Annotated in this window: 14 protein-coding genes; 10 read left to right on the top strand and 4 right to left on the bottom strand. The window is 33.7% G+C overall.

Translation table 11 applies throughout. The features are described 5' to 3' along the window. The first annotated feature begins 67 nt into the window (after window positions 1-67). Window positions 68-586 carry a ferritin gene (locus tag M0M44_RS03695; RefSeq protein ID WP_248728553.1) on the top strand — a complete coding sequence of 173 codons (519 nt, stop codon included), beginning with the start codon at window positions 68-70 and terminating at the stop codon, window positions 584-586. A 226-nt stretch (window positions 587-812) separates the two neighbouring features. On the opposite strand, the gene M0M44_RS03690 is transcribed toward M0M44_RS03695, so the two are convergent. Further along, a complete protein-coding gene (locus M0M44_RS03690) occupies window positions 813-2,105 on the bottom strand; it encodes an aminopeptidase P family protein (RefSeq protein WP_248728552.1) in 1,293 nt (430 codons plus the stop codon). A 730-nt stretch (window positions 2,106-2,835) separates the two neighbouring features. Here M0M44_RS03690 and M0M44_RS03685 point away from each other — a divergent pair. Both M0M44_RS03685 and M0M44_RS03680 read left to right on the top strand, forming a co-directional pair. Further along, window positions 2,836-3,099, top strand: a complete 264-nt coding sequence (locus M0M44_RS03685) for a hypothetical protein (RefSeq protein ID WP_248728551.1) — start codon at window positions 2,836-2,838, stop codon at window positions 3,097-3,099. Beyond that, window positions 3,096-3,560, top strand: coding sequence for a macro domain-containing protein (locus tag M0M44_RS03680; protein WP_248729982.1), 465 nt, complete (start codon window positions 3,096-3,098; stop codon window positions 3,558-3,560). The genes M0M44_RS03685 and M0M44_RS03680 overlap by 4 nt, the downstream gene beginning before the upstream one ends. Before the next feature lie 86 nt (window positions 3,561-3,646). Here the strand turns inward: M0M44_RS03680 and M0M44_RS03675 are convergent, their stop codons facing one another. After that, window positions 3,647-4,054 (bottom strand): helix-turn-helix domain-containing protein, encoded by a 408-nt coding sequence (locus M0M44_RS03675; protein ID WP_248728550.1) that lies wholly within the window; start codon window positions 4,052-4,054, stop codon window positions 3,647-3,649. 178 nt (window positions 4,055-4,232) lie between these two features. Here M0M44_RS03675 and M0M44_RS03670 point away from each other — a divergent pair, with 178 nt between their 5' ends. The 4 genes from M0M44_RS03670 to M0M44_RS03655 are packed head-to-tail and all read left to right on the top strand — an operon-like array spanning window position 4,233 to window position 7,019. After that, the gene (locus tag M0M44_RS03670) at window positions 4,233-5,576 is read left to right on the top strand and encodes a polymer-forming cytoskeletal protein (protein ID WP_248728549.1); all 1,344 of its coding nucleotides are present in this window, start codon (window positions 4,233-4,235) and stop codon (window positions 5,574-5,576) included. After that, window positions 5,573-6,166, top strand: coding sequence for a hypothetical protein (locus M0M44_RS03665; RefSeq protein WP_113676728.1), 594 nt, complete (start codon window positions 5,573-5,575; stop codon window positions 6,164-6,166). The genes M0M44_RS03670 and M0M44_RS03665 overlap by 4 nt, the downstream gene beginning before the upstream one ends. Window positions 6,167-6,199: 33 nt before the next feature. Next, window positions 6,200-6,577 carry a nuclear transport factor 2 family protein gene (locus M0M44_RS03660; RefSeq protein WP_248728548.1) on the top strand — a complete coding sequence of 126 codons (378 nt, stop codon included), beginning with the start codon at window positions 6,200-6,202 and terminating at the stop codon, window positions 6,575-6,577. Between the two features lie 4 nt (window positions 6,578-6,581). Next, window positions 6,582-7,019 (top strand): GNAT family N-acetyltransferase, encoded by a 438-nt coding sequence (locus M0M44_RS03655; RefSeq protein ID WP_248728547.1) that lies wholly within the window; start codon window positions 6,582-6,584, stop codon window positions 7,017-7,019. A gap of 209 nt (window positions 7,020-7,228) precedes the next feature. Here the strand turns inward: M0M44_RS03655 and M0M44_RS03650 are convergent, their stop codons facing one another. After that, window positions 7,229-8,590 carry a hydroxymethylglutaryl-CoA synthase family protein gene (locus M0M44_RS03650; protein WP_248728546.1) on the bottom strand — a complete coding sequence of 454 codons (1,362 nt, stop codon included), beginning with the start codon at window positions 8,588-8,590 and terminating at the stop codon, window positions 7,229-7,231. 356 nt (window positions 8,591-8,946) lie between these two features. Here M0M44_RS03650 and M0M44_RS03645 point away from each other — a divergent pair, with 356 nt between their 5' ends. The 3 genes from M0M44_RS03645 (at window position 8,947) to M0M44_RS03635 (ending at window position 12,466) form a co-directional block, all read left to right on the top strand. Beyond that, the gene (locus tag M0M44_RS03645; protein ID WP_248728545.1) at window positions 8,947-9,612 is read left to right on the top strand and encodes a succinate dehydrogenase cytochrome b subunit; all 666 of its coding nucleotides are present in this window, start codon (window positions 8,947-8,949) and stop codon (window positions 9,610-9,612) included. An 11-nt stretch (window positions 9,613-9,623) separates the two neighbouring features. Continuing rightward, the gene (locus tag M0M44_RS03640) at window positions 9,624-11,624 is read left to right on the top strand and encodes a fumarate reductase/succinate dehydrogenase flavoprotein subunit (protein ID WP_248728544.1); all 2,001 of its coding nucleotides are present in this window, start codon (window positions 9,624-9,626) and stop codon (window positions 11,622-11,624) included. 95 nt (window positions 11,625-11,719) lie between these two features. Continuing rightward, entirely contained in the window at window positions 11,720-12,466 is a 747-nt protein-coding gene (locus tag M0M44_RS03635; protein WP_111365707.1) for a succinate dehydrogenase/fumarate reductase iron-sulfur subunit, read from the top strand. Window positions 12,467-12,525: 59 nt separating this feature from the next. Here M0M44_RS03635 and M0M44_RS03630 read toward each other — a convergent pair whose 3' ends face one another. Continuing rightward, window positions 12,526-14,817 (bottom strand): family 20 glycosylhydrolase, encoded by a 2,292-nt coding sequence (locus M0M44_RS03630; protein ID WP_248728543.1) that lies wholly within the window; start codon window positions 14,815-14,817, stop codon window positions 12,526-12,528. Window positions 14,818-14,969: the final 152 nt, after the last annotated feature.

Here is a 14,969-nt window from a genome sequence, read left to right as displayed (position 1 = left end):
AATTTTCAAGGGGTTACGATCGGCTTCTTTAATTTTTGTAATTTTACACGTATAAAAATTAAAGGTTATGAAAGATTTACTAAGAACACGCACTTCATTAACTGAAGGTGTAGAAAATATATTGAATTTACAAGCAAAATTAGAAAGCGACGCTTCAAACAAATATTTAGCTATGGCTTCATGGTTGGATAGAAACGGTTTTGCACATACAGCGGAGTATTTGTATAAGCAAGCCGAAGAAGAAAGAGAGCATTTCTTGAAAATTTTCAAATTCATTACAGATATGGGAGGGATTGCAATTACGCCATCTGTTCCAGAGGTACAGCAAGAATTTGCTTCTTTTAAAGAAGTATTCGAAATTGCTTTGCAAAACGAAATTGCAGTTACTCAGGCGATCAATAAAGTAATCGCAAAATGTAGAGCTGAAAATGACTACGCTACAGAAGATTTCATGATGTGGTATGTAGCTGAGCAAAGAGAAGAAGAGAAAAACGCAAGAAGAGCATTAGAACTTTTCGAACTAATTAACGGAAACGAAGCTGACGGTAAATTCCAATTAGACCTTCAGATTTCTAAAATCGGATAATTAACCGATTTATATAATTTAAAAAGCCCTTAATAATTACTATTAAGGGCTTTCTTTATTGGTCTCAGATCGGGGTTTAAAACCCTGCAATTTATTGCAGTACTTTAGTAATATGAAAAAATATAATCTTTTGACTTTTTTAGTTTTGATAAAAAGTTTTCAAAATTGAGAGACTTTCAGTCTCTGGTCAAACAAACCTCTGCACTTTCAGTGCAGAGTGGTTTAGTTATGCATTCATCAAAGTTTCAATCTCATCTACTTCAAGCGGAATGTTGCGCATTAAGTTAAAAGGTTCTCCTTTTTCCTGAACCACAACGTTATCCTCCAAACGAATTCCGAATTTTTCTGCTGGAATGTAAATCCCTGGCTCAACCGTGAAAACCATATTCGCTTTCATTGGTTCGTGAAGCAATCCGTAATCGTGCGTGTCAAGTCCTAAATGGTGAGACGTTCCGTGCATGAAATATTTTTTGTAAGCAGGCCATTCTGGATTTTCGTTCTGTACATCAGCTTTGTCAATTAATCCTAAACCTAATAATTCAGAAGTCATGATTTTACCTACTTCAACATGATATTGTTTCCAAAGTGTTCCTGGCGTAAGCATTTTAGTAGCTTCATTTTTTACTTTTAAAACCGCATTGTAAACTGCTTTCTGACGATCTGTAAAACGACCCGAAACCGGAATTGTTCTCGTCATGTCGCTAGAATAATTAGCATATTCAGCAGCAACGTCTAATAAAATCAAGTCTCCTTCTTTACATTGTTGATTGTTTTCGATGTAGTGTAAAACATTTGCATTGTTTCCAGAAGCGATAATTGGAGTATAAGCAAAACCTTTAGAACGGTTACGGATGAATTCGTGCGCCAATTCGGCTTCAATTTCATATTCCGTAACATTTGGTTTTACGAATCCTAATAATCTGCGGAAACCTTTTTCTGTGATATCACAAGCGTGCTGAATCAAATCGATTTCTTCGCTTTCTTTTACAGAACGCAATCTTTGTAAAATTGGGTTACTTTTTGCCACATTGTGTGCAGGATAACGCTCTTTCCACCATTTTACAAAACGAGCTTCACGAGTTTCTGTTTCAACACTAGCGCGGTAATGTTCGTTTGTATTAATGTACATCGTATCAGCATACGTCATCATTTCGTTCAAAACTTTATGAAAATCCTGTAACCAATAAACCGTTCTAATTCCTGAAACCTGAAAAGCACGTTCTTTAGTCAATTTTTCACCTTCCCAAACGGCGATATGATCGTTGGTTTCTCTCAAGAAAAGAATTTCTCTCTGACTTTCATAAGGCGCATCTGGAAACAAAAGCAAAACGCTTTCTTCTTGATCTACACCGCTCAGATAAAAAATATCTCTGTGTTGAGCAAAAGGTAAAGTACTATCGGCACTAACTGGGTAAATGTCGTTTGAGTTGAATACTGCAACAGAATTAGGTTTCATTTCAGCCATGAACTTTCTGCGGTTTTTTACAAAAAGAGCGCTGTTTATTTGATGATATTTCATAATTATTTCATTTTTGAACTTCGAATTTCAAAATTACTAATTTTTGATTTAGTGACGTATAGCAGATTTATTAAAGTTTTCTTATTTGTTGTTTTTGCCACTAAGGCGCTAAGTCACGAAGTTTTTTTAACCGCAAAGGGCGCTAAGGTTTTACGCAAAGGGCGCAAGAGATTTTTGCTCGCAAAGACGCGGAGTCGCAAAGTTTTTTTGTTACAAAGAATACGAAGTATAAGTTTTGTTTTGTGTTCCTGAGCGAAGTCGAAGAATCTAAGGAAATTATTTACCCAATCTTGTCATCTCAACGAAGGAGAGATCACACTCGGAACTCCACAAAGATTGGCAATTTTATCTCACGCAGATTTAGCAGATTCTGCAGATTTTTTTCTTTTCAAATTTACGATTAACCGCAATCTTGTCATTTCGATCCCGAGACTTCGGGAGAGAAATCTTCGCAAGTAACTCTATAAAGATTGATAAACACAAAGTTTGTCATTCTGAGGAACGAAGAATCACACTAGAAACTCGGCAAAGATTGGAAAAAATCTCATAATTTTAATTTGGGCGTGCCCCTCCGGGGTCGGGCTTTCGGCTATATCTTTTATTCCGCTCCGCTGCATAAAAGGATACCGCCTCTATCCCTCACGCTCACGTTTTTATAAGGAAAATTATTGTTTCTGAAAGAAATTATATTCAATTGTAGATTTTGTATATTGGCTTAAAAAAGTAAAAGATGTTATATTTCAGAAGATATTTTTACGAACCTCGGATTGAAAAAAATGAGAATTGGGGTAGTTCTATTTATTATTTGGAATCAAATGAGGATGGAGAAATAATTCGTCAGATTGAGGTTTATGAAAACGGGAAAAAGTTAAAATACAGCGAAGAGTTTATAGGAGATGAGTTTGGTTTTCTTTCAGATCAAAAAATAGATTTGATTGAATTTAAGGATTTTACAATTACCAAAAAAGATTTTGATGAGCAATGGAAAGGATGATAAGTTATGTCATTGGAGACGCAACCGCTCCAAATGTGGAAGGAAATAAAATAATTGTACACATCTGTAATGATATTGGTGGTTGGGGAAAAGGATTTGTAATGGCAATTTCTAAACGTTGGAAAGAACCTGAGCACGAATATAGAAAATGGTTTAAGTCTAAAGAGAATTTTTTACTTGGAGAAGTACAAATCGTAAAAGTAGAAGATAATATTTGGGTGTCAAACATAATAGGTCAGCATAAAATAAATAAAGATGAAAATGGAAATGTACCAATTCGTTATGACGCTATTAAAGTAGGACTTGAAAAAGTTGCCCAATTTGCAAAAGAAAACAAAGCATCTGTTCATATGCCAAGAATTGGCTGTGGTCTTGCAGGGGGAACTTGGGAAAAAGTTGAACCATTAATTAAAGAATCTCTATTAATAAATAGTATCGTAACTTATGTTTATGATTTTTGATTGATTTGTGAAATAAAATAAAAGAAAAAACCGAAGCTTTCAATTTGAAAACTTCGGTTTTTCTATAAATATGTCTTTCTTAGAATTTATTTCTTATCAAGCAACTTTTCCAAATAAGCCGCTTTATCTTTTTCAACTTGAATCAATCTTTCATAAAGTTTTTCATTCTTTTCAATAGATTCGATAAGTTTATCTAACGGATTAAAAGTACAATTATAGTTTTTTATAGATGAAGAATCATCATTATAAGTATTCCCGATAATATTAAAAACAGCTTCTTCAGAAAAGTTTTTTATTGCTTCAGGTGTAACGCCCAAAGCTTCTGCAATTTTCTTTAATTTTTCTTCATCAACACTTTCGCTTCCTTCAATAATAGAGATCGATTGTTGGTTTGTGCCAATTGCAATAGCAAGCGCTTCCTGCTTCATATCTCTCAGTTCTCTAATTCGGCTAATGTTTCTGCCGATATGTTTTGGTTTTATTGCTGTGCTCATGATTCAAAGATATTTAAAATTCTTTTACTTTTTTGGTTTATGCAGAAAACAAGTTTGCAGTTGCAAGTTCTTTTTTGTGGAGTAAAAATACAATTTTTCTGACTATCGAATTGGTTTTGAATTTAGAATTGTGTAATCTTGATATTCAAAAAAATCAACTTCGATTAATATCAATAAAATGCAAACTTCCAATTTCAAATTAATCACAATAGCCGAAATCAAAACAAAATATCCTTTTTTAACAGAAGATGAAAAATTCGATTATTTTGAAGATTGGGAAAATGAAGATTTTTTTCTAATTGCAGACGAAGATATAAATTTTGATGACAATTTTTATTTAGATCTTTATGAAGAGAAAGGGAAAAAATGGCTTGCCAATTTATTAAATCTTCCCCCAAAGAAAATCGAAGAAATAAGAATTGAAGGCATTTTTATAAATGGAAATTTTTCTGTTGGCGGTTCAATTATTAATGCAGAAGGCGATTATGGTCCGTATGTTTTCATTAACGGAAATGTGAATTGTCAAAGTCTTTTACTTGGTGGTGCTAATGTTGAAATAAAAGGGGAAATTACAGTAAAGGAAGCTGTTATGACCTATTATAATCATGGTAGTTTTAATTGTACAGGTTTAATTGAAGCTCCAGTTTTTATAGTAACAGATCACAATACAACATTTGCAGAAAGAAAAAATGATTTGTTTTATTATAGTGATAGGCATAATGATGTTGACCCGAAAAATGAATGTGAATGTGATGAGGAAACAGAGGAAGAAATTATTTCAAACGAACTCCGAAAATTACTAGATAATCCGTTAATTGAAACTTTTGAAGAATTAGAAAGAGATTTGGCAAGAGGCGAATTGGTTTTAAAACATAATAATCCGCCAGTCAAAACTTACGAATATTGGCATAATCGTGTTTCAGAAAATTATAGAAATCTAAAACTCGTTCCGAAGGAATTTAAAACCGAAGAACTTTGTAATTTGGCATTGAATAACACCTTTCACGCTCTGCCATTTATCGATCAGGATTTAATAACATACGAACTCTGCGAAAGATTAGTCAGTAAAGATGGTTTTGCAATTCAGGCTATTCCTGATGAGTTTATCACAAAAGAACTTTCTTTTAAAGCTTCCAAAAGTGGTACACTGTTAAGATTAATTCCAGAGGAATATTATTCTGAAGAATTGATTCTGTTAGTTTTTAAAAACGGAAGACATGAGCCGGATATTAATGATGTTCCGTCTAAATATATTACCGAAAGTCTTCTGGTAGAATATGTAAAAATTGGAAAGGGCTTGTGGCTTGATAAAGCTTGTAAAGCAACTGGAATTGATAAGTTGGAGGTTTTAAAACAAGCAATCGACTCTGGAATAGAATATCTGGATACTATTTTTGGAAATCATTTTAGCCAAGAAACGGCAGATTATGCAGCTTCTGTTTATGATAATGAAATGCATAAAGCGGAATGGGGTAAGTATGTTCAGAAATATAAAAATAAATTTGAAAGACTTGAGAAATGAAAGAGCTACTAATTGAAAGTAAAGGAATAAAAACAGATAAATATTTTATACCGCCTTTTGAAGTTAGAGAAGGTGATTTTGTTTTAATTCATCTTGAAAATCATATTGCGTCTTGCGATGTTGAAGAAAAACTTATTGCAATTTTTGCTGGAAAAGAAAAACATCAAAATGTTACTATCAACAAACCGCATACTTTTGTAAAACATTTTAAAGAATCAGAATTTAGATATCGATTTTTTCCTACCACGGTTGGAGAATATCTGAGGAAAAATGCTAATCCGAAAAGTAAATTTGTCAATAAGATTTATGAAATTGATTGGATTAATAAAAAGACAAATGTTAATAGATTGCCAGGAAATCCTAGAAAGCTAATTTCATTATATTCTGTATTATCAAAAACAAATAACATTATTTTTGATTTGATAGCACAAGATTGGGAAGGAATGGAACACGCAGCAAAAATTGTAAAGGAAGAAATTGGAAATACTGGATCTGCTATAATAACCGATAGAAGTGATTTTTTGAAAAAATTTAGTACTCAATACATTAGAATTGAGTGGCTGATTGATTTGGAAGACAATAGCAGATAATTTGATTTCTAAAAGCATTTAATAAAAAATACCATGACCAACAAAGAAAAAATAATCCAAAATTATATCGAAGGGTATAATCAATTTGATATCAATAAAATGATTGCTGATTTTGATGAATCGGTTATTTTTGAAAACATTCAAAATGGCGAAGTCAACCTGACTTTGAATGGAATAAAAGAATTTACAGCTCAGGCCGAAAAAGGGAAAGAATTTTTTTCGGCAAGAAAACAAACCATTACATCACTAATACAAGATGAAATTACAGCAATAATCGATATTGATTATTATGCAGTTCTTGCAATAGATTTTCCAAACGGATTAAAAGCAGGTCAAGAATTAAATATGAAGGGAAAATCGATTTTTCAATTCTTGGACGATAAGATTGTAAAACTGACTGATATTAGTTAGAGTTATGAATCTAAAAGTAAACATTAGAAAAGTAGAAAATCACGACTTCGACTTCGTCTACAAAGCAATTTGCGAACTCGAAAATGAAGTTTTAGATTTTAAAGTTTTTGAAGAAATTTTGAATGAAAATATCTCAAACCCAAAAAATCTTTATCTAATTGCCGAAAATGAAAATGAAGGTTTAGGTTTTATTAGTTTTCATACTCAAAATCTTCTCCATCATTGCGGATTGGTTGGTGAGATTCAGGAGTTTTTCATTCATCAAAAATACCGAGGTCAAGGCGTCGGACGTTTATTAATCAATGAAATCAAGAATTTTGCTGCTCAAAATAATCTAAAAAGTATTGAAGTCACAACAAATAAAAAACGAATAGAGAACGTTGCGATTTATGAAAATCTAGGTTTTACTTTGAGTCATAATAAGTTTACGATTTATAAATAAAGAATTATCAGTCTAGTTTTGTCATTTCGACTGAAAGGAGAAATCACACTAGAAGCTCTACAAGGATTGGCGATTTTGCATGTCGAATTACTAGTGTGATTTCTCCTTTCAGTCGAAATGACAAACGATATCTATAAAATAAAAAAACCGAAGTAAAATACTTCGGTTTTCTATTGGAATTTGGAATTTCTTTATTGGAATTTAAAAATTTATTCCACCCATTTATAATATCTCGCCCCAATCAGAACAGGAATTTCTTTTTCGATTCTGTCTAAAACCCATTCTTGTTTTGGAGTTCTTATGCTTTGTTTTTGTTCTTTTTTATGAAGACTTTCGTAAGTGTTGAAATCAATTTCTACGCTTTCAGCTAAATTTTCAAAAAGCTTTACATTTTCTAAAGCTGATTTCCATTCTGGCTGAATTGTTCCTTCAAAAACTTTAGATTTCGATCCGCTTCCGTAAGCTAGGAAACCGAATTTAGTTCCAGCGACTTCTTTATTGGTGTCATAAAAATGCGCCAAAGTCGACAACAATCCCATGAAAATAGAACCTGTATAAAGGTTTCCAATTAAAGAAGAAGCTAATTCAGCAGGCTGTAATTTCTCAGTTACAAAACTTCTGTAATCATCAGATTTTGCTACTTCCTTAATTTTAACTTGATAATCTGCAGGAGCAATATCATCAGCAATAATTTTTTCAGCGCTGTCTAAAGCATAGATTTCAGATAACATCCTTCTTCCTTGGAAAGAATAAGGCAAGTGCATCACGATACTATGCCAAGTGTTATAAAGAGTTTCGGTTGTATTTTTTAATTTTTTGAATGAAAAGTAAGCATTTCGCGTACGATCCATATAACATTGGTTAGAATATTGACCGTCAAAAACCGGCTGGTCTTTATGGATTTCGATTTCGGCTTCTAAATTGTCAAACCAAGAATCGTTGTTGCTGTTTTGTGTAATTTCTTCTTTAGAAATAGTTCTATATGGTTTAAAGAAGTCAAAAACACCTTTTGTGCTCGTTGCCCAATTATCATCAAAAGCAATAATTTTTGGATTTGCGGTAATCAGCATTGCAACAGCTCCAGCACCTTGAGTATATTCTCCTCCAGAGTTCAAATCATATTTTGCAAAATCAGTTGTAACGACAATTGCTTTTTTGGTAGGGTTTAGTTTTACAAAATCAAGACAGTTTTGCAAAGCGTCTACACCGCCAATACAAGCGAAAGTAAAATCTACAACATCGCATTCTGCTAGTGAATCTTCGCCAAATTTCTGCTCCATTAAACTAATTAAATAAGAAGCAATTGGTTTAGAACTGTCAATGCCGCTTTCGGTACCAACATAGATTCGGCTGATTTCTTTTAAGTCAATTTTATTGTCAATGATAAGTTTTGTTAAAGCATTTGCTCCAAAAACAACCGCATCTTGATGTGCATCTGGGAAAGTCATTTTTAATAGACCAAGACCTTTTTCTAGTTTCTCAGGTTCAATATTTCTGGCAATGGCCAAAGTTTTTATGGGTAAATGTATGTTTGCTACGTCAAATGAAATAGCATCAATTCCTGTTTTCATTCTTATTTTTTTGAGCCGCTAAAGGTAAAACTATGTTGCGGAATGACAATTTTTTACTTTGATAAAATTTTGATGACCCTACACTTTTGAAGAAAACAAATCAAAACTTCGAATAAAATAACAATATCATAAATTTTTGGTAATCTACTTAGAGTCGAAATCCTTGATTCTGTTTTACAAAGTAATGATTTGAAGTTTTCTATAGTAAATTATTTTTTACCAGTTTTAATTTTGTACGTAAAAATACGTAGAATCATGCTATTTTAAAATCATTATAAATAACAGCGAAATGGTTGTAGTTCTTTTGTAATTGAGTTATTTTTGTCTAATTTTTTAAAACAAACTACTTAACACTTATGGCACAATCTGCACTATTGAATGCTTCCATCTTAAAGAAAGTAGCTATGGCTCTTTCGGGAATATTCTTAATCACGTTTTTAGCGCTGCATGTTTCCTTAAATTTTATTTCTATTTTGAGTGAAGATGTTTTCAACGAGGCTTCTCACTTTATGGGATACAATCCGCTGATACAATATGTAATGCAGCCAGTTTTGGCATTCGGAGTAATTTTCCATTTCGTAATGGGATTTATTCTTACCGCTCAAAATAGCGCGGCACGACCAATTGCGTACGCTAAATACAACGGAGCGGCAAACGCTTCTTGGAGTTCTAGAAATATGATTATTTCTGGATTGGTTATTTTGGCTTTCTTAGGATTGCACTTTTATGATTTCTGGTTTCCTGAAGTTAGCTATAAATATATAGCTGGTACGGCACCAGATGCTACGAGGTATTATGGTGAGTTAGTTCACAAATTTCACGACCCAATTCGTACGGCATTATACTGTGTGTCGTTTATCCTTTTAGGATTCCACTTATGGCATGGGTTTGCATCTTCTCTTCAATCTGTAGGGATGCACAACAAATACTCTAGATTTTTATCAAAAGTAGGTTACTGGTTCGCAGTTGTAGTTCCAGCGCTTTTTGTAATTATCGCTTTATTTCATCATTTCAATAATTAATATCAATTATAATGGCATTAGATTCAAAAATTCCAAATGGTCCTATAGCGGACAAATGGACAAATTATAAAGATCATATTAATTTAGTAAACCCTGCTAACAAACGTAATTTAGATATTATCGTAGTTGGTACAGGTTTAGCTGGAGGTTCGGCTGCGGCTACTTTAGCTGAGTTAGGATATAACGTAAAAGCATTCTGCTTTCAAGATTCTCCACGTCGTGCGCACTCTATTGCGGCACAAGGAGGTATCAACGCAGCAAAAAACTATAAAGGTGATGGTGACTCTATTTACAGATTGTTTTACGATACTGTAAAAGGTGGTGATTACCGTGCTCGTGAGGCAAACGTTTATCGTTTGGCTGAAGTTTCGGGTAATATTATTGACCAATGTGTGGCTCAAGGGGTGCCATTGGCTCGTGAATATGGCGGACTTTTAGATAACCGTTCTTTTGGAGGAACTTTGGTTTCTCGTACATTTTATGCACAAGGACAAACTGGACAGCAATTATTGTTAGGAGCTTATTCTGCAATGAACCGTCAAATTGGTCGTGGAAAAATTAAAATGTACAACCGTCACGAAATGCTTGACATTGTAATCGTGAACGGAAAAGCGAGAGGTATTATCGCTCGTAACTTAATTACTGGAGAAATAGAAAGACATTCTGCTCACGCGGTAGTAATTGGTTCTGGAGGATACGGAAACGTATTTTTCCTTTCAACAAATGCTATGGGAAGTAACGCAACAGCAGCTTGGAAAATTCATAAAAAAGGAGCGTTTTTCGCAAATCCTTGCTACACACAAATTCACCCAACATGTATTCCAGTTTCAGGAGATCACCAGTCTAAATTGACTTTGATGTCTGAGTCTTTACGTAATGATGGTCGTATTTGGGTGCCTAAAAAATTAGAAGATGCTCAGGCTATCCGTGAAGGAAAGAAAAAAGCAACAGATTTATCTGAAGACGAAAGAGATTATTTCTTAGAAAGAAGATATCCTGCGTTTGGTAACTTAGTGCCTCGTGACGTTGCATCTCGTGCAGCTAAAGAAAGATGTGATGCTGGTTTTGGAGTTAACAAAACGGGAGAAGCAGTTTACTTAGATTTCGCAGCAGCTATCAAACGTTACGGAACTGAAGATGCTTATGTAAAAGGTTTAGATGATAAAGATGCTGCTTTGGTAACTAAATTAGGAGCTGCAATCGTGAAAAGTAAATACGGAAACTTATTCCAGATGTATTACAAAATCGTCGATGAAGATCCTTATACTACACCAATGATGATTTACCCAGCAGTTCACTATACAATGGGTGGAACTTGGGTTGATTACAACTTAATGACGACAATTCCTGGATGTTTCTCAATTGGAGAATCTAACTTCTCTGACCACGGAGCAAACAGACTTGGAGCTTCTGCTTTAATGCAAGGTTTAGCTGATGGATATTTCGTATTGCCATATACTATCGGAGATTATTTGGCTCCAGATATTAAAATGGGTGAAATTTCGACAGACTTACCAGAATTCGTTGAGGCTGAGAAAGCGGTTGTAGATCAAATCAATAAATTCATCAATAATAACGGTAAACATTCTGTAGATTATTTCCATAAAAAACTTGGAAAAATTATGTGGAATAAAGTAGGTATGGCTCGTAATGCTAAAGGTTTAACTGAAGCTATCGAAGAAATTGCTGCCTTACGTGAAGAGTTTTATAGAGATGTAAAAGTTCCTGGAAGCGCTTACGAATTTAATCAGGAATTAGAAAAAGCAACTCGTGTTGCCGATTTCTTAGAATTAGGAGAATTGTTTGCGAAAGATGCTTTACACCGTAACGAATCTTGTGGTGGTCACTTCCGTGAGGAATACCAAACAGAAGAAGGAGAAGCACTTCGTGATGATGAAAACTTTGCATACGTTGCAGCTTGGGAATACAAAGGAAAACCAAGTGATGCAGTATTACACAAAGAACCTCTTAATTACGAAAACATTAAATTAGTTCAAAGAAGTTATAAATAAGAATTTGGTCGAAAGCCCAAAGTCTTAAAGTCAAAAGGCAAAATGTGCCAAGCGACTTTCGACTTTCGACTTTATGACTTTCAAACGAAAAAGGTATGAAACTTACATTAAAAATATGGCGTCAAAAAAACGCTCAAGATAAAGGAGGGATTGTAGAATATCCTATTGACGGAATCGAGCCGGACATGTCTTTCCTTGAAATGTTAGATGTTCTTAACGAAGGTCTAATTAACAAAGGAGAAGAACCAGTTGCATTTGACCACGATTGCCGTGAGGGAATCTGCGGAATGTGTTCTTTATTTATTAACGGTGAAGCACACGGACCAGACAGAGGAGTTACAACTTGTCAGTTGCACATGCGTATGTTTAAAGATGGTGATACAATTTTTATTGAGCCATTTAGAGCAAAAGCTTTCCCTGTAATTAAAGATTTAGTGGTTGACAGAAGTTCTTTTGACAGAATTCAGCACGCAGGAGGATTTATCTCTGTAAATACTTCAGGAAATACAATCGACGCGAATACTATTCCAGTTCCAAAAGACGATGCAGATAAATCATTTGATGCTGCTGCTTGTATTGGTTGTGGAGCTTGTGTAGCAACTTGTAAAAACTCTTCAGCAATGTTATTCGTTGCTGCAAAAGTTTCTCAATATGCATTATTGCCACAAGGTAAAGTTGAAGCAACGGATCGTGTTTTACACATGGTTCACCAAATGGATTTAGAAGGTTTCGGTAACTGTACTAATACAGGAGCTTGTGAAATCGAATGTCCAAAAGGAATTTCGCTTGAAAATATCGCACGTATGAACCGTGAGTATTTAGCGGCAAGCTTAAAAGGATAATACACAATTTAGTATATTTTAAAAAACGCTTCCGTTACGACGGAAGCGTTTTTTTGTTTCTATTCATAATACAATTGCAAAGCGCTTATTTCTTCTTTCTTTTGACCTTCTTTCTGAATGAAACAGTTTAAAATCGTTCCGCCAGTTAAGTCAAAATAACTGATGTTAAGTTTGTGAAAACCTTTTTCTAGTTTAACAGCTCCATAAGCTTCATTTGCCCAATGAATCTCGTCGTTATTTACAATGAGTTCATCATCTATAAAAAGCTTCGATCCATCGTCTGAAAGTGTCGAAAAAGTATAATTTTCTGTTTCTGGAATAAAGATATATCCGTTGAATTTTAAGCCTATATAACGCTCTAATTTTGTTTTCCATTTTTCAGCACTTATTTTCCCTTCTAAAATTCCTGAAGAAACAGGTTTTGTAAGTTCTAAATCCTGAACCTGCGAAAAATTTCCAGTAAAATATTCATATTTCAAACCATTTTTTTTGGGTTGAATAGTCAAAGCAGGTTTTAAATCTGGGTTTCGAACAATAATTTTATTGATGGAACTTCTTTTGCCACTTTCGCTAATTTGAATCGTTTTGATAATTCGATATTCTCCTTTCGGAATGTTTATAGTGACAGGATTTTGATACCAATTTGCCGTTTCATCGGGATTATAACCATCAATCGTATAAAATATCTTTCCGTTTTTGATGGTTGGTTTTAAATCTAAAATATATTTTGATGCAATTAAAGCCGTTTCATCGGCACCAAAAGGAGTTGGAGCTTTATATAATCGATCTTGTACCTCTAACTTTTCTAAATGATAGGACAGTTGATTTTGAATAAAATGGTTGTAGTTTTTATTTTTTGGCTCTGTCCAAGCGATTTCTGCTAAAGCCAAAACACGCGGATAAAGCATATAATTCAATTTTGCTGGGCTAGTTAAATATTCAGACCAAAGATTGGCTTGAACTCCGATAATATATTTTTGTTCTTCCACCGATAAACTATCAACCGGAGTTGGGTTGTAGCTGTATACTTTTTCTAAAGTACTCAATCTTCCCACTGTAAGAGGTTCGTTTGGTGAATAACCTTGATTGTAATCAAAATAAACCGTTCCTTCTGGAGTCATTACAACGGGGTGTTTCAGTTTTGCGGCATGAATTCCGCCCGATTCTCCTCTCCAAGACATCACCGCCGCGTTTGGAGCCAATCCTCCTTCGAGAATTTCATCCCAACCAAAAATCTGTCTTCCATTAGCATTCAGGAATTTTTCAATTCTTTTAATGAAATAACTTTGCAGTTCATGCTCGTCTTTTAAACCTAAATCTTTGATTCGTTTTTGACAATTTGGACAAATTTGCCATCTTGTTTTTGGACATTCATCTCCGCCAACATGAATGTTTTTACTTGGAAACAAAGCCATAACTTCAGTTAAAACATCTTCTAAGAATGTAAAAGTCTCCTCTTTTCCTGCGCAGAAAACATCTTCAAAAACGCCCCAAGATTCTACAACCTTATAATTGCGATCAGGGAAACAAGCCAAATTTGGATAAGCCGTAACCGCCGCCGAAGCATGTCCTGGCATTTCGATTTCTGGAATTACATTCACATAATTATCTTCGGCAAATTTTACAACTTCTTTGATTTCTTCTTGTGTATAAAATCCTCCATACGGATTTCCGTCAAAGAAAAAAGGAGTTCTTTCGAATTTATTTCCGACTAAAGTTTGAGCTCTTTTTGAACCAACCTCGGTCAGTTTTGGATATTTTTTAATCTCAATTCTCCATCCCTGATCGTCAGTTAAATGCCAATGGAAATTATTTAATTTATAACTGAACATTTGTGCGATAAAATCTTTTATAACATCAACAGAGAAGAAATGACGGCACACGTCTAAATGCAAGCCTCGGTAAGAATATCGAGGTGAATCTTCGATAATTACGCAAGGAAGTTTAATTTCTGTAACAATTTTGTTTGGAAGAAGCTGCAATAAAGATTGAACGGCATAAAAAAGTCCTTCTTCTTGACCCGTAATTGTAATTTTATTCGAAGTAATTTCAATTTTATATCCTTCTTTTGACGTAAGATTTTTGCTGGAATCAAATTCAATTTTAAGATTCGATTTTTTCGAATTGGCCTTTGCATTCAATGCTGATTTTAAAATTTTAGCCGATTTTAGTTCCTTTTCACTATAATTTTTATTTTTAAAATTAATTTGAACTTTTCCATTTATCCGAATGCTGTCTCCAGTTAATTTGTACAAATTTGGAGCAGGAATAATAGAAATGTTTTGTTGGGAGTTTTGTGCTTTTCCATTTAAAAAAGAAACAGCAAAAAATAAAAAAAGGAATTTTTTCATAGGAGAAAAACTTTAGATTTTTATTAAAAACAGTTTGAAATACATCGAAATGCTTTTAAAACTAATTTATTGAAAATTTTTATTGCCAATACGGCTTTTGGTTTCGATGAATTATTTAATGAAATGTTTATTTTTGTAATTAGAAAAAAACA

Source organism: Flavobacterium humidisoli (assembly GCF_023272795.1).
GTDB classification, from domain to species: Bacteria; Bacteroidota; Bacteroidia; order Flavobacteriales; family Flavobacteriaceae; genus Flavobacterium; species Flavobacterium humidisoli.
The sequence above is the reverse complement of the archived record's forward strand: the minus strand, read 5'-3'. Positions and strand labels throughout refer to the sequence as shown.